The organism is Streptomyces sp. NBC_01481, from assembly GCF_026339995.1.
GTDB lineage: Bacteria > Actinomycetota > Actinomycetes > Streptomycetales > Streptomycetaceae > Streptomyces.
Genome location: NZ_JAPEPT010000003.1, coordinates 155,955 through 178,225 on the forward strand (window position 1 = coordinate 155,955; position 22,271 = coordinate 178,225).

Below are 22,271 nucleotides of genomic sequence, written 5' to 3' on the forward strand. Positions count from 1 at the left end.
CCGGGCGCACGCGCACGGCAATCCCGGTGCCGCCGTACGAGCGCCCGGGCCCCGCCCTCGGGGGAGGTCCGGGCATGACCCGGCAGCGGTCATGTACTAGAGTTATCTCGACATCGAGATATCTATCGAAGGCGTACCGCAGCCGCCACCTGGTAAGGGCTACCTAACTAAGTCTTACCTTAGCGGATCGGCGAGGAGCCATGGCGGCAGCATTGCGGTAGGTACGCGCACATTGATGAAGGAGACTGTCGTGTCGGCGAACAGCTTCGACGCCCGCAGCACGCTGCGCGTGGGCGACGAGTCGTACGAGATCTTCAAGCTGGACAAGGTCGAGGGCTCCGCCCGCCTCCCTTACAGCCTGAAGGTGCTGCTGGAGAATCTGCTCCGCACGGAGGACGGCGCGAACATCACCGCCGACCACATCCGCGCCATCGGCGGCTGGGACTCGCAGGCTCAGCCGAGCCAGGAGATCCAGTTCACGCCGGCCCGCGTGATCATGCAGGACTTCACCGGCGTTCCCTGTGTCGTCGACCTCGCCACCATGCGTGAGGCCGTGAAGGAGCTCGGCGGCGACCCGGCGAAGATCAACCCGCTGGCCCCGGCCGAGCTGGTCATCGACCACTCCGTCATCGCCGACAAGTTCGGCACCAACGAGGCCTTCGCGCAGAACGTCGAGCTGGAGTACGGCCGCAACAAGGAGCGCTACCAGTTCCTGCGCTGGGGCCAGACCGCCTTCGACGAGTTCAAGGTCGTCCCCCCGGGCACCGGCATCGTCCACCAGGTCAACATCGAGCACCTCGCTCGTACGGTCATGGTCCGCGGCGGCCAGGCCTACCCCGACACCCTCGTCGGCACCGACTCGCACACCACCATGGTCAACGGCCTCGGCGTGCTGGGCTGGGGCGTCGGCGGCATCGAGGCCGAGGCCGCGATGCTCGGCCAGCCGGTCTCGATGCTCATCCCGCGCGTCGTCGGCTTCAAGCTGACCGGTGAGCTCACGCCCGGCACCACCGCCACCGACCTGGTGCTCACCATCACCGAGATGCTGCGCAAGCACGGCGTCGTCGGCAAGTTCGTCGAGTTCTACGGCGAGGGTGTGTCCGCGACGAGCCTCGCCAACCGCGCCACCATCGGCAACATGTCGCCGGAGTTCGGTTCCACCGCCGCGATCTTCCCGATCGACGACGAGACCATCAAGTACCTGAAGCTGACCGGCCGCAGCGAGCAGCAGCTCGCGCTGGTCGAGGCGTACGCCAAGGAGCAGGGCCTCTGGCTCGACCCGGCCGCCGAGCCCGACTTCTCCGAGAAGCTGGAGCTCGACCTCTCCACGGTCGTCCCCTCGATCGCCGGCCCGAAGCGCCCGCAGGACCGCATCATCCTGGCCAACGCCAAGGAGCAGTTCGCGCAGGACGTCCGCAACTACGTCGACAACGACGACGAGGCGGGCAAGGAGTCCTTCCCGGCCTCCGACGCCCCCGCCGAGCACAACGGCGTACCGACCCGCCCGACGCTGGTCACCGCCCCCGACGGCTCGACGTACGAGATCGACCACGGCGCCGTCACCGTCGCCGCGATCACCTCCTGCACCAACACCTCGAACCCGTACGTCATGGTCGCCGCCGCGCTGGTGGCCAAGAAGGCGGTCGAGAAGGGCCTGACCCGCAAGCCGTGGGTCAAGACGACGCTCGCCCCGGGCTCCAAGGTCGTCACCGACTACTTCGACAAGGCGGGGCTCACCCCCTACCTCGACAAGGTCGGCTTCAACCTCGTCGGCTACGGCTGCACCACCTGCATCGGCAACTCCGGCCCGCTGCCGGAGGAGGTCTCCAAGGCCGTCAACGACCACGACCTGGCTGTTACGTCCGTCCTCTCGGGCAACCGTAACTTCGAGGGGCGCATCAACCCCGACGTCAAGATGAACTACCTGGCATCCCCGCCGCTGGTCGTCGCGTACGCCATCGCGGGTTCCATGAAGGTGGACATCACCAAGGACGCGCTGGGCATCGACCAGGACGGCAAGCCGGTCTACCTTCAGGACATCTGGCCGACCGAGGCCGAGGTCAACGACGTGGTGGCCAACGCCATCGGTGAGGACATGTTCAACAAGTCCTACCAGGACGTCTTCGCGGGCGACGCGCAGTGGCAGGCGCTGCCGATCCCGACCGGCAACACCTTCGAGTGGGACCCGCAGTCCACCTACGTCCGCAAGCCCCCGTACTTCGAGGGCATGACGATGGAGACCACCCCGGTCTCGGACATCTCCGGCGCCCGCGTGCTGGCCAAGCTGGGCGACTCGGTCACCACCGACCACATCTCCCCGGCCGGTGCCATCAAGGCCGACACCCCGGCCGGCACGTACCTCACGGAGCACGGCGTCGAGCGCCGCGACTTCAACTCCTACGGCTCGCGCCGAGGCAACCACGAGGTCATGATCCGCGGCACCTTCGCCAACATCCGCCTGCGCAACCAGATCGCGCCGGGCACCGAGGGCGGCTACACCCGCGACTTCACGCAGTCCGCCGAAGGTGAGGGAGGGGCGCCGGTCTCCTTCATCTACGACGCCTCGCAGAACTACCAGGCCGCCGGCACCCCGCTGGTGATCCTGGCGGGCAAGGAGTACGGCTCCGGCTCGTCCCGCGACTGGGCCGCCAAGGGCACCGCGCTGCTCGGCGTCAAGGCCGTCATCGCCGAGTCGTACGAGCGCATCCACCGCTCGAACCTCATCGGCATGGGCGTCCTGCCGCTGCAGTTCCCGGAGGGCGCTTCCGCCGCGTCCTTCGGCCTGAGCGGCGAGGAGACCTTCTCCTTCACCGGCGTGAGCGAACTGAACAACGGCACCACGCCGCGCACGGTCAAGGTCACCACCGACACGGGTGTGGAGTTCGACGCGGTCGTCCGTATCGACACCCCCGGTGAGGCGGACTACTACCGCAACGGCGGCATCATGCAGTACGTGCTGCGGAACCTGATCCGCAACTAAGTACGGCAGTACGGCGCAGGCAGCAAAAGGGCCGCATCCCCGGCGACGGGGGTGCGGCCCTTCCCTGTGGGCTACGGTGCCGACAGCTGCCGGATCAGAACAGCTTGGGGTAGATGTTGAAGCCCGAGCCGACCTTGACGCGAGGGGTGTTGAACGGGGCGGTGGCCTTGCCGCTGCCCTTGTACATCCACAGCGCGCCCGCGGCGTCGCGGACGACGACGTCCGCCAGGCCATCCAGGTTCAGGTCACCGTTGGCGATGACCTTGTTGTAGATGTTCCAGCCGGCGCCGACCTTGGTGCGGGCCGAGAAGGGCGCGGCGGCGTTGCCTGTGCCCTTGTAGAGCCACAGCGCGCCGGTCTTGTCCTTGGCGAGGATGTCCGTCCGGCCGTCGCCGGACAGGTCGGCCTTGCCGGTGATGTGCGAGTAGGCGTTCCAGCCGGGACCGACCTTCACCCGCGCGGTGACCGTGCCGTTGCTGTTGCCCTTGTAGAGCCAGAGCACACCGGCGTTGTCCCGGGCGAGGATGTCGTCCTGCACGGTACCGCCGAGGTTGCCCGGCGACAGGACCAGGTTGTAGCTCCAGCCCTTGCCCACCTGGCGGCTGCTTGTGTCGTTGGCAAAGAAGACGTTGCCGGCGGTGTCCCAGCTCCAGGCGCCGTCGTACTTGCCGTCCGCATTGAGGTCCATCGAGGCCACGTTCTTGACCGGCCCCCAGCCGCTCGAGACGTAGCTGCGGGCGGCGAAGCTGCCCTTCCCGTTGGGGCCGTAGAGGTAGGCGTTGGACTTCTTGTCCACCGCCCAGAGCAGATAGACCGGGGCGGCGGCGGCCTGTGCCGCTGCGGGCGCGTTCGACGGAGCCGCAAGCAGGCGGCTGACGTCGACGTCCTTCAGCGGCTGAGGAGCCGGAGTGTCGGCCACGGCCGCTCCGGCGGAGGTGCCGACCAGGGCAGCGGCTATTGCCGCGACGGCGAGACGCGACAGCACGCGTCCGCGCTTACGGCCGGGAAGATTGGCCACGTATGTACTCCGTGTGTGTGATGAGGCGCGATTTACCTCAGGTGGTCATCGCAGGATCTTCATGATCGTTGCACAACATCCTTACGAGTCAATCGATTTGAAGGGGAATGGGTGGGTCCGCAGCGGGCTCGGTAGGGGACAAAAGGGCCCGCACCCGGTGGGACCGGGTGCGGGCCTGTGGTGATGTGTGACGAACTCGATATGTCAGGAGAGCAGTTCGACCTCCGCGAGCGTCGCCGGGCCCGTCGCCACGAGCCGGTACTTCGCATAGCTGCCCGGGGCGCCGACCGTGAAGACGCGGGTCTGCCTGTCCCAGGCGAAGCTCTGGGCGGACCGTTTGTCCAGGTCCTTCCACGTCGCCCCGTCCTGCGAGCCCTGCAGCACCCACCCGGCCGGGGCCTTCGCCCGTGCCGACGAGGTGAGCGTGTACTGCACCGCCCGGGTCCCCGGCGTCACCGGCAGCTCAGTCGTCTCGAACGCTGCCTCCGTCGCCGAGGCGTTGTCGAAGAGCGGACCGCCCCCGGTGATCGCATCGCGGCGGGGGGAGGGCGCCTTGTCGTCCTGGGTGATGGAGACCGGGGCGGCGTTCTTGCCCGTGCCCCACGAGGACGGCTTCGCGCCCATGGAGAACTCCAGCGTGCCGCCCCGCGCGATCAGTTCGTGCGGAAGCGCGGTCGAGTTCCACGCCTTGCCGTTCACCCGCAGGCCCTGCACGTAGATGTTCCGCGCGCTGTTCTTCGGGGCCTTGACCACCAGATCGTGGCCGTTCTCCAGGTGGACCGTCGCCTTGGTGAACAACGGCGACCCGATCGCGTACTCGCCACTGCCCATCACCAGCGGGTAGAAGCCGAGCGCGGAGAAGAGATACCAGGCCGACTGCTCGCCGTTGTCCTCGTCGCCGTGGTAGCCCTGCCCGATCTCGCTCCCGGTGTAGAGGCGGGAGAGCACCTCGCGCACCTTCTCCTGCGTCTTCCAGGGCTGGGAGGCGGCGTTGTACATGTACGTGACGTGGTGGGCGACCTGGTTGGAGTGGCCGTACATGCCCATCCGGACGTCACGGGCCTCCGTCATCTCATGGATGACGCTGCCGTAGGAGCCGACGAATTCCGGCGAGGCCGTCTCGGGGGTGGTGAAGTACGCGTCGAGCTTCTCGCCGAGGGCCGGGCGGCCGCCGTAGAGATTGGCGAGGCCCCGGCTGTCCTGGGGCGCGGTGAAGGCATAGCCCCAGCCGTTGGTCTCGGTGTAGTCGTAGCCCCACACCCGCGGGTCGAACTGCCCGGAGGGAACCCGCCAGTCGCCCTTGAGGTCGCGGCCCTGGAAGAAGCCGGCCTTGGAGTCGAAGAGGGTGACGTAGTTCCGGGCCCGGTTGAGGAAGTACTGGGACTCCTCCTGGTAGCGGGCCTTCTTGGTCTTCTTGTAGAGCGCCTGGCCCATCTTCGCCAGGCCGTAGTCGTTGAGATAGCCCTCCAGCGACCAGGACAGGCCCTCATGGGTCTGTGTGGAGGCGTAGCCGAGGAACGGCGAGGTCTCCATGCCCTTGCGGCCCACACCCGGCGCGGGCGGCACCACGGTCGCGTTCTTCAGTGCCGCCTCGTACGCCGCCTCGGCGTCGAAGTCCACGCCCTTGACGTACGCGTCGGCGAAGGCCACGTCCGAGCTGGTGCCGGTCATCAGGTCCGCATATCCGGGTGAGGACCAGCGCGAGATCCAGCCGCCGTCCTTGTACTGCTGGACGAAGCCGTCCACCAGCTCGCCCGCCTTCGTCGGGGTGAGGAAGGAGTACGCGGGCCAGGTCGTGCGGTAGGTGTCCCAGAAGCCGTTGTTGACGTACACCTTCCCGTCGACGATCTTCGCGCCGGTACGGGTCGGGGTGTCGGGTCCGGTCATCGGCGAGAACGGGCTCGCGTACTGGTGCTTGGGCTGGGTCTTGGTGCCGGTGTTCTCGAAGCCGGAGTTCGGATAGAGGTACAGCCGGTACAGGCTGGAGTAGAGGGTGGTCAGCTGGTCGTGGTTCGCGCCCTCGACCTCCACCGTGCCCAGCAGCTCGTCCCAGGCATCCTGCGCGCGGTCCTTGACCCGCTCGAAGCCGGTGCCCTGCGGGATCTCGTCGGCGAGGTTCTTCTTCGCCTGGTCGACGCTGATGAGCGACGTGGCGATACGGAGCTGGACGGTGCGGTCCTCGCCCGCGCTGAAGCGGAGGTGGCCGCTGACGCCCTCGGAGCCCGAGGCGGTGACCGGCGCGTCGAAGACGCCGTACACGAAGAGCCGCGTCGCACCGGTGGACAGTCCGCTCTTGACGTCCGAGAAGCCGGTGAAGGAGCTGGTGGCCGGATCGAGGGTCAAGCCGCCTTCCTTGGTGACGTTGTCGAAGATGACGCTCGCGTCGTCACCGGGATAGGTGAAGCGCATCATCGCCGCGTGGTCGGACGGGGTGATCTCGGCCTTGAGGCCGTTCTCGAAGGTGACCCCGTAGTAGTGCGGACCAGCGGTCTCCTTCTCGTGCCGGAAGGGCAGGGCCCGCTTGGCACGGTCGGTGTCCGGGGCGCTCGCCGCCGAGGGCATCAGCTGGAAGGTCTGCCGGTCGCCCATCCAGGGGCTCGGTTCATGGCTGGCACTGAAGGCCTGCACGGTGGGCAGATTGTCCGCGTTGTTGCCGCGCGCGTACTCGTACAGCCAGCTCCTGGACTCGGAGTTGGTCGTCGGCGTCCAGAAGTTGAAGCCGTGCGGGACGGCGGTCGCGGGGAAGGTGTTGCCGCGGGAGAAGGACCCGCTGGAGTTGGTGCCGCGGACGGTCGAGGCGTAGTCCGAAAGATGGGCGAGCCGCTTCTCGGGAGCCTTCGGCTTCAGCGTGATGTCGTCGATCCAGCCCTGGAACTTCGCCGGGCCCTTGGCGGAGTCGTACGCCACCAGGATCCGGTCGACCGTCCGGCCGGAGGCGACCGCGCCGATCCTGGACGAGACCTGGTTCCACTGGTTGACGTAGAGCCGCTTGGCCGCGCCCTGACCCTGCGGAGTCAGCAGACCGCCGTGCGAGTCGGTGGCCCGAAGATCACTCAGATAGGTGCCGTCCGTGAACGCGAGGTCCACCGACACGTTCGTGGCCGGGTAGCTGAGATCCGTCTCCGGCAGGGAGGGGAAGATCCGGTACGAGAGCTCGGTGTCGCGGCCCACGGCCGTGTTGACGTCGAAGACCTTGTTGTACGAGTAGGCCCGGCCGTCCGCCTTGTGGGTGCCAGCGTACTTTAGCGCCCGCTTGCCGGTGAACCCGACATTGGACTTGGCGGTGGGGGAGCCGCTGGGCCCGCGGTCGACCTGGCTGCGCATGTCGTCGGGCGTGGGCGTGCTGGTGTCGCCGTTGGAGAACTGCACATCGGCGAGCTGGGTGAGTCCCGCGCCGCTGTTCTTGGTGATCTCCAGCCGATAGTGCGCATAGGCGGTGGCGTTCGCGCCCTCGGCGATGTCGTAGGTCTTGGTCTCGAAGCGCTTCTCGAAGGTCTGGCCCTCACGCGAGTCCAGGACCTTCCACTCCTTGCCGTCGGCCGAGCCCTTGAGGGTCCAGTCCGTGGGGTCGCGCTCCGCGGCGTCATTGGCCGAGGTCATCGCATACGTGACGACCTTGACCGGGGCGTCGGTGTCGAACTCGATCCAGGCGGTGGGCTCGAAGGCCAGCCATTTGGTGCCCGGTTGCAGATCGACCAGGTTCTCTTTGGTCTCTCCCGCGCCGGTGTTCTCGGCGCTGGCGCGCAGCTCTGTCACCTTATCGGTGACATTGCCCGGGATTCCGGTGGAGAATCCGCCGTCGACGCCGGATGACCGCTTCGTCCCACCGGCATCTACTTCAACCGTATTGCGCCAGTCCGGCTGGGGCTCGTCCGCTTCGAAGGACGAGGTGAATTCCCGTTCCGCCGAGGGGGATTGAGCCCACTGTGCGGGCAGGGCGACGGCCGCCGACTGGGCCGTCATCACGAGCAGTGAAGCGGCAGCCACGAGGGCTGCCGCACGGAATTGTCTCTGCCGAGGTCGGGTTCTGGGCTGCATCCCGGGGCCTTCCTGCACTGGAAACCGCGTTGGACAACGTTGTCAGGCGCGATGCGCAGGCTCCAGTAGGGAGGCAAGTGCCATACGGTGTCAAGGGTGTTGGCGGTGCGCGGCGGCTGGATTCCGCCGTTCCGCGCAGAACGCTGTGGTCGGATGGGCGCGCACGGGACTCAGATGTCCGCGAGGTCTCAACTCGGGAAAGACTGCCGTCCAAACTTGCTTTCGATCTTGCTCCCCCGGCCTGAAGTGGACTATACCTGTCGGCGTCCGCATAGCTGTTCCACATGGCAGCGGGCCAGGGGGGTCGGGGGCCGGTGACAGGCGTGCGCATCGGCTGCCGCCGCATGGCCCGTTCCCGCTGCCGACCGTGCACGACCCAAGCTTCACTGAGTTTCCCCCCGGGAAGACTCAGCAACTGACCGCGGTGGCGGGGCCCTTCGCCTGAGGCGAGACGGACGGGCGACCGGTACACCGCCTGAGTCCTGGAGAAGGCGAGGACTTGAGCATGGGATCCACCTCCGCCCACAAGAATGACGGCCTCGGCCGTCGTGATCTGATCAAGCGGTCTGCCGCACTCGGTTTGATCACCGTTCCGACGATGAGCTTCCTGTCCGCGTGTGCCTCCGGTGGCGGTGGCGGCGACGACAACGGCAACACCAAGGGGAAGGTCAGCAAGGACAACCCGTTCGGTGTGGCCAAGGGCAGCAAGGTCGACGTCGTCGTCTTCAAGGGCGGCTACGGCGACGACTACGCCAAGGCATGGGAAGCCGCCTTCGACAAGAAGTGGGGGACCAAGTCCTCCCACCTGGGTACCCAGGAGATCACCGGGAAGCTGCAGCCGCGCTTCAACGGAGGCAACCCGCCGGACGTCATCGACGACTCCGGCGCCCAGCAGATCAAGCTGGACGTGCTCTTCAAGAGCGGCCAGCTCGCCGATCTGGGGCCGATCCTGGACTCGCCCTCCATCGACGACCCGAGCAAGAAGGTCCGGGACACCCTGATCGCTGGCACCGTGGAACAGGGACTCCAGGGCGGCAAGATCGTCTCGCTCAACTACGTCTACACCGTCTGGGGGCTGTGGTACTCGGGCAAGCTCTTCAAGGAGAAGGGCTGGACGGCTCCCAAGACCTGGGACGAATTCCTCGCCGTCTGCAAGTCGGCCAAGGACGCGGGCATCGGCGGTCTCGCCCACCAGGGCAAATTCCCTTACTACATCAACGTCGCCATCATGGACCTGATCGCCAAGCTCGGCGGTCTGGACGCCATGAAGGCGATCGACAATCTCGACCCCAAGGCGTTCGTCGGCAGCAATGTCGCCAAGCAGGCCGTGGAAGCGGTTTACGAAGTGGTCGAGAAGGGCTATCTCATGCCCGGTACCAACGGCCTGACGCACACCGAGTCGCAGACCCGCTGGAACCAGTACAAGGCCGCGTTCATCACCTCGGGTTCCTGGCTGGAGAACGAGCAACTCAAGCAGACTCCGGACGACTTCGACATGAAGTTCCTGCCGATGCCGATTCTGACCGGCAGCAAGCTGCCGTTCGAGGCGATCCGGGCCGGAGCCGGCGAGCCCTTCATCGTCCCGGAAAAGGCGAAGAACAAGGCCGCGGGTCAGGAGTTCCTGCGCTCGATGCTCTCGAAGGAATGGTCGACGATCTTCGCCCAGAAGGCGAACTCGCTGACCATCGTCAAGGACGGCGTGGACGCGAACGTCCAGCTTCGCCCCGGCACCAAGTCCGCGGTGGACGCGGTGAAGGCGGCGGGCGACAACACCTTCAACTACCTGTACCCCAACTGGTACAGCCAGATGGACACCGACATCCAGAACGCGTCCAACGAGCTCATGGCCAAGCGAATCCAGCCGGCGGAATGGCTGAAGCGGGCTCAGGCGGCGGTCGACAAGGCAGCGAAGGACCCGAACAGCAAGAACAACCGCCGCGACTAGGTTCTGTCCGGTCGATCAGGCCGGATCAGTGAGCGGGGTCTGGTGCGTGCGATCGCAAGGCGGAGGAAGGAGCCGACGCGGAGCGTCGGCGACTGACGACAACGCGGCGGGCGTGCGTGCCAGGGCACGCGAGCCCGGAAAGATCGGCCGGACAGGGCCTTAAGCGGTCTCACCCCCGCTCACCCGGAACACCAGGGACAGGATGCCATGCGAAAAGGGCAGTACCGGTTTGTCACAGGGTTTCTTCTGGCACCCTTGGCGCTGTATCTGATCTTCGTGATCTGGCCGTATGTGCAGACGATCGGGTACTCGTTCACCGACTGGAAGGGTCAGTCGCAGACCTTCGGATTCGTCGGCTTCGACAACTACACCGCTCTGTTCGACGACGATGTCTTCCTGAAGGCAATCTGGCACAACATCCTGTTCCTGGTGTTCATTCCGGTGATCACCATCCTGCTCGCCCTCTTCTTCGCCTTCATGGTGAATGCCGGCGGGCGGGGTGGCGCCGGAGGCGTCAAGGGCGTCCGTGGGTCCGGCGTCTACAAGATCGTCTACTTCTTCCCCCAGGTCCTGTCCCTCGCGATTCTCGCGGTGCTCTTCGGTGCGGTGTACCGCAGTGACGAAGGCGGCCTGCTCAACGGTCTCCTGGTCAAAACGGGGCTGGTGGACGCCGCAAGCCCCATCGAGTGGCTCAATGAGCCGAACTTCGTGCTCTGGTGCCTGATGGCCGTGGTCGTCTGGCACGGAGTGGGCTTCTATCTCGTCCTGTTCTCGGCAGCCATGCAGTCCATCCCCAGGGACATCTACGAGGCGGCGCTGCTGGACGGTGCAGGCCGGGCCCAGACCTTCTTCCGGGTCACCCTCCCGCTGCTGTGGGACTCGGTGCAGACGTCCTGGGTCTACCTCGGCATCACGGTCATGGACCTGTTCGTGCTGGTGTCGACGATGACCTCAGGGCCGTTCGGAGGTGGTCCCGACCACCACAGCGAGGTCATGGCCACCGTACTGATGCGCAACTTCCTCTACTTCGGCAAGAGCGGCTACGCCTGCGCCATGGGTGTCGTGATGCTTGTCCTGACCTTGATCCTGTCCGTCGTCACGCTGCGCGCCACCCGCCGCGAGCGCATCGAGTTCTGAGCAGGGGAAGAGCGATGACCACACCCATCAAAGAGCCCGCCGCCACGTCGACGGACAAGGTGCCCGGGCAGCGGACCGCAGGTCGGTCCGTCCGGCAGGGCGCCCCCTCCACCGAGGGCTTCACCCTCAAGGTCTTCTCCCACGGCTTTCTGGCCCTGTGGGCCGTGATGATCGTGCTGCCGCTGCTCTGGCTCGTACTGAGCTCGTTCAAGACGGATGCACAGATCGGCGGTTCGGCCCTGAGCTGGCCGAGTGACTGGTCCCTGGATGTCTTCGGGCGGGCCTGGGACAAGGGCATCGGCGACTACTTCACCAACACCCTGATCGTGCTGGTCTTCTCGGTGCCCTTGACGATGCTCTTCGGCTCCATGGCCGCGTACGTCCTCGCGCGGTACGAGTTCCCTGGCAACCGGCTCATCTACTACTTCTTCGTCGGCGGGGCCATGTTCCCCGTGTTCCTCGCGCTCGTACCGCTCTACTTCATGGTGCAGCGGTTCGGCATGCTGAACACCTATCAGGGCCTGATCCTGGTCTACGTCGCGTACTCGATGCCGTTCACCGTGTTCTTCATGCACTCCTTCTTCCGTACGCTTCCGACGGCCGTGCACGAGGCGGCGGTGATCGACGGAGCCTCGCACACCCGGGTGTTCTTCCAGGTGATGCTGCCGATGGCGAAGCCGGGGCTGCTCAGCGTGGGGATTTTCAACACGCTCGGCCAGTGGAATCAGTACATTCTCCCCGCGGTGCTGATGCAGCCGAAGGACAACGCCGATCCGGAGCGCTATCTGCTCACGCAGGGCCTGATCCAGCTTCAGCAGCAGCAGGGGTATGCGACGGATCTGCCGGTGCTGTTCGCAGGTGTCACGATCGCCATGGTCCCGATGCTGGTGGTCTATCTCTCCTTCCAGCGGCAGGTTCAGGCCGGTCTGACGTCGGCGACGCTCAAGTAGCTCCGTGATGTGATGACGGAGGCGCCGCGGTGGCTACCGCGGCGCCTCCGGCGTTCGCTCCCTTAATAGTAGCCATGTACATAGTATCCATGTACCGTATCTGCCATGAGCGCAGCAACCGAAGGTCCGACGCCCGGCTTCCTGGTCTGGCGGCTGTCCATGAAGTGGCGGGTCGCCGTCGACCGGGCCGTCGCGCCGCTGGGGCTTACCCACGCGCAGTACTCACTTCTCGCCTCGCTGTACGGCATGCAGCGGTCCGGCCGGCGGCCCAGTCAGCGCGGGCTCGCCGATCACACGGGCCTCGAACCGCTCTATGTCTCGAAGCTGGCGCGCACCCTGGAGGCCGCCGGTCTGGTCGAGCGCCTCCCGGACCCCTCCGACACGCGGGCGGTCCAGCTGTCGCTCACCGATCAGGGGCGCGATGTCACGCGCCGCGCGATCGCCGTCGTCCAGCAGCTCCTCGACCGGCTCCTGGAGCCGTTGGGCGGACTGGAGGGACGTCGCGCCGAAGTGTTCTCCCGTGAATTGGCGGTTCTGCTCGACACACCACTCGACATCCCGGCCAAGGAGTAGCCATGTCCACTGCACCCACCCTGAACGGCCAGGTCATAGGCCGGGCCCACTTCGCGACCCGGGCCGTCCTTGACGGACTGCTGGCCGACGAGGACATCACCTTCCACCAGGCTGTGGCCCTCAATGCCACTGCCGACGGCGGCGACGCCGTCGAGCGCGACGGGCTCGTCGGCAGGATGACCAGCACGCTGAAGACCGACGAGTCGGCCGCGCTCGCGACGATCGCCGAGCTCACCGCGTCCGGGCTGCTGGAGGCCCTGCCCGGGGATGTGGGGCGCGTCGCGCTCACCGAAAAGGGCCGAGCACTGCAGAGCCGGATCAAGGCCGGCACGGCGAAGATCACTGAGCGGCTCTACGGCGATCTCCCGGCCGAGGACCTTCGGACCGCGGGCCGCGTGCTGACGCTGGTCACGGCCCGTGCGAACGCCGAGCTGGCCGGCCGCTAGGAGGTGTCCGGCCGGACACCGGAAACGCTCCTGGCACCCCGCTGCCGGACGGCCCCGGGTCGGCGCCCCGCGATCGCTCATCCGTGGTTCTCTCCGCTCAAGGTCTTGACGCGATAACGCGCGAGAGTTGTGCTTAGAGTTCACAAGTTGGAGAAACGTCGGGGTTGCCTCACGGTGACTCCGGCCGGGGGCGGTCGTCGCGCCGCCCACCGGGGGCAGGAGTGGATGAGTCAATGGAGACTCCGGGATCGCAGACATCTCTGCACCGGGCAAACCTCGAGCGGGTCGTGCGTGCCGTGCGTATGGCGGGCTCGCTCACGCAGGCGGAGATCGCGAGGAGTACAGGCCTCTCCGCGGCCACCGTCTCCAATATCGTTCGCGAACTGAAGGACGGCGGCACCGTTGAGGTGACGCCCACGTCCGCGGGCGGCCGCCGGGCTCGCAGCGTCTCCCTCAGCGGCGACGCGGGCATCGTCATCGGCGTCGACTTCGGCCATACCCACCTGCGCGTCGCCATCGGCAATCTGGCCCACCAGGTGCTCGCGGAGGAGTCCGAACCGCTCGATGTGGACGCCTCGTCCGCAGAAGGCTTCGATCGCGCGGAACAGCTGGTCAACCGCCTGATTGCGGCTTCGGGCATCGGCCCGGACAAGGTGGTCGGAGTGGGTCTCGGTGTACCCGGCCCGATCGATGTCGAGTCGGGCACCCTCGGCTCCACGTCGATCCTGCCGGGCTGGACCGGGATCAACCCCAGCGAGGAGCTTTCCGGGCGGCTCGGCGTGCCCGTGTACGTCGACAACGACGCCAACCTCGGCGCCCTGGGCGAGCTCGTCTGGGGCAGTGGCCGAGGGGTCCGGGACCTCGCGTACATCAAGGTCGCCAGCGGTGTCGGCGCCGGTCTGGTCATAGACGGTCAGATCTATCGTGGCCCGGGCGGCACGGCCGGCGAGATCGGCCACATCACCCTGGACGAGTCGGGTCCCGTCTGCCGCTGCGGCAACCGCGGCTGCCTGGAGACTTTCGCCGCGGCCCGTTACGTACTGCCGCTGCTCCAGTCCAGTCACGGCCCGGATCTGACCATGGAGCGCGTGGTCCAGCTGGCCCGCGAGGGCGACCCCGGCTGCCGCCGGGTCATCGCCGACGTCGGGCGGCACATCGGCAGCGGTGTGGCCAATCTGTGCAACCTGCTCAATCCCAGTCGCGTCGTGCTGGGCGGAAATCTCGCGGAAGCGGGAGAATTGGTTCTTGGACCGATCAGGGAGTCGGTCTCCCGGTACGCGATTCCCAGCGCGGCGCGCCAGCTGTCCGTCCTTCCGGGGGCGCTCGGCGCGCGCGCCGAGGTGCTTGGGTCACTGGCCCTCGTCCTGAGCGAAATGGGCGATTCAACCCTTCTGGACAGCGCGATGCCCGCCGGGGCACCTGCCTTCACTTAGATAACGAATGGCACCGTTGTCATCTCGTTAAGGATTTACTCCTTGACGATGACACCGGGGCCGAGTTGACTTCCAGCCACCTCGGCCGCAGCGACGCGGCCTCGTCAGGGAGGTTTCGAAGATGAACACGCGAATGCGTCGTGCAGCCGTAGCCGTAGCCGCCACCACGATGGCTGTTTCCCTCGCCGCCTGTGGCAGCGCCAAGGAGTCGGGCGAGAAGTCCGACCAGACCGGCGCCGCCAAGGGCGACGACATCACCATCGGTCTGCTGCTGCCGGAGAACCAGACCGCGCGCTACGAGCAGTTCGACAAGCCGCTCATTGAGAAGAAGATCAGCGAGCTGACCAACGGCAAGGCGAAGGTTATCTACGCCAACGCCAAGCAGGACGCGACGCTGCAGAACCAGCAGGTCGACACGATGATCACCAACAAGGTGGACGCCCTCATCGTCGACTCGGTGGACTCCAAGGCCATCGCCGGCTCGGTCAAGAAGGCCAAGGACGCGGACATCCCCGTCGTCGCCTTCGACCGTCTCGCCGAGGGCCCGATCGACGCCTACACCTCCTTCGACAACGAAGAGGTCGGCCACGTCCAGGGCAAGGCGCTGCTCACCGCACTCGGCGCCAAGGCCAAGGACGGCCAGATCGTCATGATGAACGGTGCCGTCACCGACCCGAACGCCGCCCTGTTCAAGAAGGGCGCGCACGCCGAGCTCGACGGCAAGGTGACCGTCGGCAAGGAGTACGACACCAAGGAGTGGAAGCCGGAGAACGCCAACGCCAACATGGAGGCCGCGATCACGGCCCTCGGCAAGGACAAGATCATCGGCGTCTACTCCGCCAACGACGGCATGGCGGGCGGCATCATCACCGCCCTGAAGGCCGGCGGCTTCACCAAGCTCCCGCCGGTCACCGGCCAGGACGCCGAACTCGCCGGTGTGCAGCGCATCGTCGCGGGTGAGCAGTACGCCAGCGTCTACAAGCCGTACGCGCCGGAGGCCGCTGCCGCCGCCGAGATGGCCGTCGCGCTCGCCAAGGGCGAGAAGCTCGACGCCATTGCCAAGGAGAAGGTCTCCAGCCCGACCACCAAGGACATCCCGTCGGTGCTCGTCCCGGTCGTCTCGCTGACCAAGGACAACATCAACGCCACAGTCGTCAAGGACGGCGTCTACACCGTCGCCCAGATCTGCACCCCGAAGTACAAGGCCGCCTGCGACGCGCTCGGTCTGAAGTAAGTCTCCTGAGCCGTATGGGACTTACGCACCCATGAAGCCTGTCCGGTGCCCCGCCCCCTTTTCAGCCCCCGCTACCGGGGCGGGGTGCCGGACAGAAACGCTTCTTCCTACTGTTCGCTTCTGCTCAACCTCCGCGCCCGTTCCCCCGGCGCGGCATCCCCGCCGGTCAGGCGGCGAAGGAGATGATTCACGTGTCCGCTACGCCCGTGCTGGCGTTGCGCGGGGTCTCCAAGCGATTCGGTGCCGTTCAGGCGCTCACCGATGTAGAGCTTGAGGTCCATGCCGGTGAAGTGGTCGCCCTGGTGGGCGACAACGGAGCCGGCAAGTCCACGCTGGTCAAGACGATCGCTGGCGTGCATCCCATCGATGAAGGCGTCATCGAGTGGGACGGCAGCAAGGTTCAGATCAACCGGCCGCACGACGCCCAGAACCTGGGCATCGCGACCGTCTACCAGGACCTCGCGCTGTGCGACAACATCGACGTCGTCGGCAACCTCTACCTGGGCCGGGAGATCCGCAAGCGCGGCATCCTCAACGAGGTCGAGATGGAGCGCCGCGCCCGCGAGCTGCTCCAGACGCTTTCGATCCGTATCCCGAGTGTGCGCATCCCGATCGCCTCCCTCTCCGGAGGCCAGCGCCAGACGGTGGCCATCGCCCGTTCGATGCTCGGCGAGCCCAAGCTCGTGATCCTCGACGAGCCGACGGCAGCCCTCGGCGTCGAGCAGACCGCCCAGGTCCTCGACCTGGTCGAGCGACTGCGCGAGCGCGGTCACGCGGTCATCCTCATCAGCCACAACATGGCCGATGTGAAGGCCGTCGCCGACAAGGTCGCCGTGCTCCGCCTCGGGCGCAACAACGGCGTCTTCGAGGTCAGGACCACCTCGCAGGAAGAGATCATCTCCGCCATCACAGGCGCCACGGACAACGCCGTGACCCGTCGTGCGGCGCGCACCACGGAGGTTCAGAAGTGAACGTCGACAAGACCTCCACTCCCACCGACGCGCCGGTCGTCAACCCGGAGGCCGCCCACGACGCGGTCACCGCGGTCGACCCCCGGCTGCTCGTGCGTGAGCAGGGCTTCGCCGGTTACATCTCGGAGTTCAAGCGCAAGCTGCACTCCGGCGATCTGGGCTCGATTCCGGTGGTGATCGGCCTGATCATCATCGCCATCGTCTTCCAGAGCCTGAACTCGAACTTCCTCTCCGCGCAGAACCTCAGCAACATCGCTGTCGCGATGGTCGCCACCGGCATGATGGCCGTCGGCATCATCTTCGTGCTGCTGCTCGGTGAGATCGACCTGTCGGTCGGCTCGGTCAGCGGTGTCTCCGGCGCGATCGTCGCCGTACTGACCGTCACCCACGGTATGAACGAGTGGCTCGCCGTCATCGTCGCGATCGCCAGCGGCGCGGTCATCGGCGCCATCCACGGCTTCTTCTTCGCCCGGATCGGCGCACCCGCGTTCGCCGTCACGCTGGCCGGCCTGCTCTTCTGGCTGGGCTTCATGCTCCAGCTCCTCGGCGACCAGGGCACGATCAACCTGGACGGCGAGGGTGTCGTCGGCAAGCTCACCACGTACTACTTCGCGGACGTGGCGGCCTCCTACGGCCTTGCCGCGGTCGCGGTCGCCGGGTTCTTCCTGTCGGCCTTCTTCGACGCCCGTCGCCGCGAGGCCGCCGGAATCCCGTCCCGGCCGCTCGTCGACATCGTGGTGCGTACGGTTCTGCTCGCCATCGTCGCCTTCGCGGCCGCTGTCATGTTCAACCAGTACAAGGGCCTGCCGCTCGCGCTGGTCCTCTTCCTGGTGGTGCTGGTCGTGACGGACTTCGTGCTCCGGCGCACCACCTACGGCCGCAAGATCTTCGCGCTCGGCGGCAGCGTCGAGGCCTCGAGGCGTGCCGGTATCAACGTCGAGATGGTGCGGATCTCGGTCTTTGCCCTCGCGGGCACCTTCGCCGCCATCGGCGGTCTGTTCTGGGCGTCCAAGATCGCGGCGGCCAACCAGAGCGCCGGTGCCGGTGACCTGCTGATGAACGTCATCGCGGCGGCCGTCATCGGCGGCACCAGCCTCTTCGGCGGACGCGGCCGGACCTGGAACGCGCTGCTCGGTGTCATGGTGATCGTCTCGATCCAGTACGGGCTGGCGCTGGAAGGCATCGCCACGCCGATCCAGTACATGATCACCGGTGGCGTCCTGCTGGCGACCGTGGTGATCGACTCCGTCACCCGGAAGACCCAGAAGACGGCGGGCCGCGCCTGACCGCGGCTCCGCAGGAGTGCCCGGCACCGCTCGCGGTGCCGGGCACCTCTGTGTGTTCGCCCGCCGTCGCCCACACCCCTGCAGCGGAGGCGCTACGCGCCACTTCACCCATTTGCGTGATGTAGATCGCACCGCCCGATGACGTCCGCAGCAGGCGGAACATTAGACTCGGCAGACCGGCACGCTAGACCGCTCAACTGCAAGGAGGCACGGGTGGCCCTGCTGACCCGCATCACGGGACCGCGCGATCTGGACCGGCTCAGTCCGGAGCAGCTCGACCAGCTGGCCGCCGAGATCAGGACCTTCCTCGTGGACGCGGTCTCCAAGACCGGTGGCCACCTCGGTCCCAACCTCGGCGTGGTGGAGCTGACGATCGCCCTGCACCGTGTCTTCGACTCGCCGAAGGACAAGGTCCTCTTCGACACGGGCCACCAGAGCTACGTGCACAAGCTTCTGACCGGGCGCCAGGACTTCTCGCGGCTCAAGATGAAGGGCGGACTGTCGGGCTACCCGGCGCGTGCCGAGTCCGAGCACGACATCATCGAGAACTCCCACGCCTCCACCGTCCTCGGCTGGGCCGACGGTCTCGCCAAGGCCAACGAGGTGCTGAAGAAGGACGACCACGTCGTCGCCGTCATCGGTGACGGAGCACTCACCGGCGGCATGGCCTGGGAGGCGCTGAACAACATCGCGGCCGCCAAGGACCGCCCCCTGGTGATCGTCGTCAACGACAACGAGCGCTCGTACGCCCCCACGATCGGCGGCCTCGCCAATCACCTCGCCACGCTGCGCACGACGGACGGCTACGAGCGCTTCCTGGCCCGCGGCAAGGACATCCTGGAGCGCACCCCCGTCGTCGGGAAGCCCCTCTACGAGACCCTGCACGGCGCCAAGAAGGGCCTGAAGGACTTCATCGCCCCGCAGGGCATGTTCGAGGACCTCGGCCTGAAGTACGTCGGCCCGATCGACGGCCACGACATCGAGGCCCTGGAGTCCGCGCTCGCCCGCGCCAAGCGCTTCGGCGGCCCCGTCATCGTCCACTGCCTCACCGAGAAGGGCCGCGGCTACCAGCCCGCCCTCCAGGACGAGGCGGACCGCTTCCACGCCGTCGGCAAGATCCACCCGGACACCGGCCTGCCGATCTCCAGCTCGGGCCTCGACTGGACCTCCGTCTTCGGCGAGGAGATGGTCGAGCTCGGCAAGGAGCGGCGGGACCTCGTCGCGATCACCGCGGCGATGCTGCAGCCGGTCGGCCTCGACAAGTTCGCCAAGGCCTTCCCCGACCGGGTCTACGACGTCGGCATCGCCGAGCAGCACGGCGCGGTGTCCGCCGCCGGCCTCGCGACCGGCGGACTGCACCCCGTCTTCGCCGTGTACGCCACCTTCCTCAACCGCGCCTTCGACCAGGTACTGATGGACGTGGCCCTGCACAAGTGCGGAGTGACCTTCGTGCTCGACCGCGCGGGTGTCACCGGCACGGACGGCGCCTCGCACAACGGCATGTGGGACATGTCGATCCTTCAGGTCGTCCCCGGTCTGCGGATCGCGGCCCCGCGCGATGCCGACCAGGTCCGCGCCCAGCTGCGCGAAGCCGTCGAGGTGGACGACGCGCCCACCGTGGTGCGCTTCTCCAAGGGCGCGGTCGGCCCCGCCGTGAAGGCCGTCGGCAAGGTCGGCGGCATGGACGTACTGCGCAACGCGGGCACCGACCGGCCGGACGTGCTGCTGGTCTCCGTCGGCGCGCTCGCCCCGATGTGCCTGGAGATCGCCGGCCTGCTCGACGCACAGGGGATCTCGACCACCGTCGTCGACCCGCGCTGGGTCAAGCCCGTCGACGAGGCGCTCGCGCCGCTCGCCGAGCAGCACCGCGTGGTCGTCACCGTCGAGGACAACAGCCGTGTCGGAGGCGTCGGATCGGCTGTCTCCCAGGCGCTGCGCGACGCCGGTGTCGACGTACCGCTGCGCGACTTCGGCATCCCGCCGCGCTTCCTCGACCACGCCTCCCGCAAGGAGGTCCTGGTGGAGATCGGTCTGACCGCACCGGACATCGCCCGTCAGGTGACCGGCCTGGTGGCCAAGCTGGACGGCCGGTTCGAGAGCGAGTCGGTGGAGCCCGCCCGCGACTAGGTCCTGTCCGGCCGATCTTGCCGGGCTCGCGTGCCCTGGCACGCACCTCCCGTAGCCCTTCGGGCACGGGAGGTGCCCCCATGCCGCGTTGCGTCAGTCGCCGACGCTCCGCGTCGGCTCTCCCCCTGCCTTCGGCGGGGGGACCGCCGTCCTCCGGCCTGCGATCGCACGCACCACAGTGACATCAGCCGCTCCGCGGCGGGCCGCTCACTGATCCGGCCTGATCGACCGGACAGGACCTAGCGGAACTGGTTCTCGTGCCGCCGATGGGCCGGTCGGTCACCCTGTATGGGTGGTCCGACCGGCCCATTCGCGTGAAATCCACTCGTACGGAGCTCTGTCGGGCCGCCGATGTCCCAATCATGGCGTTCACGACGAGTGCGTGGAGGTACGCCGGTGAGTACGCAGCAGGACACGGGCCCGCGCGGGAACGGGCTGTTCAGGACCAAGACGGTCGAGCAGTCGATCCGCGACACCGAAGAACCGGAGCATGCCCTCAAGAAATCCCTTTCGGCATGGGATCTGACCGTCTTCGGCGTCGGTGTCATCATCGGCACCGGCATCTTCGTCCTCACCGGGAAGGTGGCCAAGGAGAACGCGGGACCTGCGACCGCGCTGGCCTTCGTCGCCGCCGGCATCGTCTGTGCGCTGGCGGCCCTGTGCTACGCCGAGTTCGCCTCGACCGTCCCGGTGGCCGGGTCGGCATACACCTTCGCCTACGCCTCCATCGGTGAGCTGCCCGCCTGGATCATCGGCTGGGACCTCGTCCTCGAGTTCGCGCTGGGCACGGCCGTCGTCGCCGTCGGCTGGTCCGGATATGTGCGCTCCCTGATGGACAACGCGGACTGGCATCTGGCGAATGCGCTGGAAGGGCCCGATGTGCCAGGGGGCACCTTCGACATCCTGGCCTTCCTGCTGGTCCTCGTGCTGACCGCGATCCTGGTGGTCGGCATGAAGCTGTCCGCCAACATCACCGCGGTCGTCGTGGCCATCAAGGTGACGGTGGTCATGATCGTGATCATCGCGGGGCTGTTCTTCATCGTGGGAGACAACTACTCGCCGTTCATCCCCGACGCGGTGACCCCCGAGGGCGGGCTCGGCTGGGAAGACGCCCCCATGGTTCAGCTGATCTTCGGTTACGAAGCCACCAACTTCGGCGTCATGGGCATCTTCACCGCCGCCTCCGTCGTCTTCTTCGCCTTCATCGGCTTCGACGTGGTGGCCACCGCAGCCGAGGAGACCAAGCTCCCGCAGCGCGACATGCCGCGCGGCATCCTGGGCTCGCTCCTGATCTGCACCGTGCTCTACGTGGCCGTCGCGCTCGTCGTGACCGGTATGCAGCACTACACCAAACTGTCCGTCAGCGCCCCGCTCGCGGACGCCTTCAAGTCCGTCGGGCACCCCTGGTATGCCGGTGTGATCAGCTTCGGCGCCGCCGTCGGTCTCACCACGGTGTGTCTGATCCTGCTGCTCGGGCAGACGCGTGTGTTCTTCGCGATGAGCCGCGACGGTCTGCTGCCACGCTTCTTCTCCATCACGCACCCGCGCTTTCGGACCCCGTACCGTCCGACCATCCTGCTGGGCGTCCTGATCGCCATCATCGCGGGCTTCACCAGCATCAACGAGCTCGCGACCCTCGTGAACATCGGCACCCTCTTCGCGTTCATCGTCGTGGCCATCGGCGTGATGGTCCTGCGCCGCACGCGTCCCGATCTGCACCGCGGGTTCCGTACGCCGTGGGTGCCGGTCCTCCCGATCGTGTCGATCGCCGCATCGCTCTGGCTCATGTTGAACCTGCCGGGCGAGACATGGCTCCGCTTCGCCATCTGGATGCTGATCGGCTTCGTCGTGTACTTCCTCTACGGGCGCAGGAACAGCCGCCTCGGCAAGATGGGCAAGGACGCCCTGTTCTAGGTCGTCCCTTGACCGCTAGGGCGTGTTTGAGAAGTCGCTCCCCCAGAGCTTCGCCTGGGAGGTACCCCACCCCGCGACGCCTGGCACGCGCACTCGCGGTGTTGTCGGAGTCGCCCAAGTACGTCCAGTACGAGGACGATCTCCCCCAGACTTCGTCCGGGGGTGCCCCCACCGCCTTGCGACTGCACGCACCAGACGCCGCGGAGCCCGCCCTGCGGG

14 protein-coding genes are annotated in these 22,271 nt (G+C 67.1%); 12 read left to right on the forward strand and 2 right to left on the reverse strand.

Going from position 1 to position 22,271, the window contains the following annotated elements:
• The first annotated feature begins 250 nt into the window (after nt 1–250).
• Nucleotides 251–2,980 carry an aconitate hydratase AcnA gene (gene acnA, locus OOK40_RS17270; RefSeq protein ID WP_323136072.1) on the forward strand — a complete coding sequence of 910 codons (2,730 nt, stop codon included), beginning with the start codon at nt 251–253 and terminating at the stop codon, nt 2,978–2,980.
• 94 nt (nt 2,981–3,074) lie between these two features.
• Here acnA and OOK40_RS17275 read toward each other — a convergent pair whose 3' ends face one another.
• Together OOK40_RS17275 and OOK40_RS17280 are read right to left on the reverse strand one after the other, a co-directional pair.
• Nucleotides 3,075–3,998, reverse strand: a complete 924-nt coding sequence (locus OOK40_RS17275; RefSeq protein ID WP_266482154.1) for a VCBS repeat-containing protein — start codon at nt 3,996–3,998, stop codon at nt 3,075–3,077.
• 204 nt (nt 3,999–4,202) lie between these two features.
• Nucleotides 4,203–8,036: a GH92 family glycosyl hydrolase gene (locus OOK40_RS17280; protein ID WP_266482156.1), complete on the reverse strand. Its 3,834-nt coding sequence runs from the start codon at nt 8,034–8,036 to the stop codon at nt 4,203–4,205.
• A gap of 505 nt (nt 8,037–8,541) precedes the next feature.
• Here OOK40_RS17280 and ngcE point away from each other — a divergent pair.
• The 11 genes from ngcE to OOK40_RS17335 all read left to right on the forward strand — a co-directional run bounded on the left by ngcE (nt 8,542) and on the right by OOK40_RS17335 (nt 22,052).
• Entirely contained in the window at nt 8,542–9,981 is a 1,440-nt protein-coding gene (gene ngcE, locus OOK40_RS17285) for an N-acetylglucosamine/diacetylchitobiose ABC transporter substrate-binding protein (RefSeq protein ID WP_266482159.1), read from the forward strand.
• Between the two features lie 207 nt (nt 9,982–10,188).
• The gene (locus tag OOK40_RS17290; protein ID WP_266482161.1) at nt 10,189–11,118 is read left to right on the forward strand and encodes a carbohydrate ABC transporter permease; all 930 of its coding nucleotides are present in this window, start codon (nt 10,189–10,191) and stop codon (nt 11,116–11,118) included.
• 14 nt (nt 11,119–11,132) lie between these two features.
• Nucleotides 11,133–12,068: a carbohydrate ABC transporter permease gene (locus tag OOK40_RS17295; protein WP_266482163.1), complete on the forward strand. Its 936-nt coding sequence runs from the start codon at nt 11,133–11,135 to the stop codon at nt 12,066–12,068.
• A 105-nt stretch (nt 12,069–12,173) separates the two neighbouring features.
• A complete protein-coding gene (locus OOK40_RS17300; protein ID WP_266482165.1) occupies nt 12,174–12,641 on the forward strand; it encodes a MarR family winged helix-turn-helix transcriptional regulator in 468 nt (155 codons plus the stop codon).
• Between the two features lie 2 nt (nt 12,642–12,643).
• On the forward strand, nt 12,644–13,087 hold the full coding sequence (locus OOK40_RS17305; protein ID WP_266482167.1) for a hypothetical protein: 444 nt from the start codon (nt 12,644–12,646) through the stop codon (nt 13,085–13,087).
• 233 nt (nt 13,088–13,320) lie between these two features.
• Nucleotides 13,321–14,520: an ROK family transcriptional regulator gene (locus OOK40_RS17310; protein ID WP_266482169.1), complete on the forward strand. Its 1,200-nt coding sequence runs from the start codon at nt 13,321–13,323 to the stop codon at nt 14,518–14,520.
• Between the two features lie 121 nt (nt 14,521–14,641).
• Complete coding sequence (locus OOK40_RS17315) at nt 14,642–15,754, forward strand: substrate-binding domain-containing protein (RefSeq protein WP_266482171.1); 1,113 nt, start codon at nt 14,642–14,644, stop codon at nt 15,752–15,754.
• Nucleotides 15,755–15,936: 182 nt separating this feature from the next.
• The gene (locus OOK40_RS17320) at nt 15,937–16,725 is read left to right on the forward strand and encodes an ATP-binding cassette domain-containing protein (RefSeq protein WP_266482173.1); all 789 of its coding nucleotides are present in this window, start codon (nt 15,937–15,939) and stop codon (nt 16,723–16,725) included.
• Nucleotides 16,722–18,011, forward strand: a complete 1,290-nt coding sequence (locus OOK40_RS17325; protein WP_266482175.1) for a sugar ABC transporter permease — start codon at nt 16,722–16,724, stop codon at nt 18,009–18,011. The genes OOK40_RS17320 and OOK40_RS17325 overlap by 4 nt, the downstream gene beginning before the upstream one ends.
• Nucleotides 18,012–18,224: 213 nt before the next feature.
• Complete coding sequence (dxs, locus tag OOK40_RS17330) at nt 18,225–20,138, forward strand: 1-deoxy-D-xylulose-5-phosphate synthase (RefSeq protein WP_266482178.1); 1,914 nt, start codon at nt 18,225–18,227, stop codon at nt 20,136–20,138.
• Nucleotides 20,139–20,534: 396 nt separating this feature from the next.
• Nucleotides 20,535–22,052, forward strand: a complete 1,518-nt coding sequence (locus OOK40_RS17335; RefSeq protein ID WP_266482181.1) for an amino acid permease — start codon at nt 20,535–20,537, stop codon at nt 22,050–22,052.
• Nucleotides 22,053–22,271 lie beyond the last annotated feature (219 nt).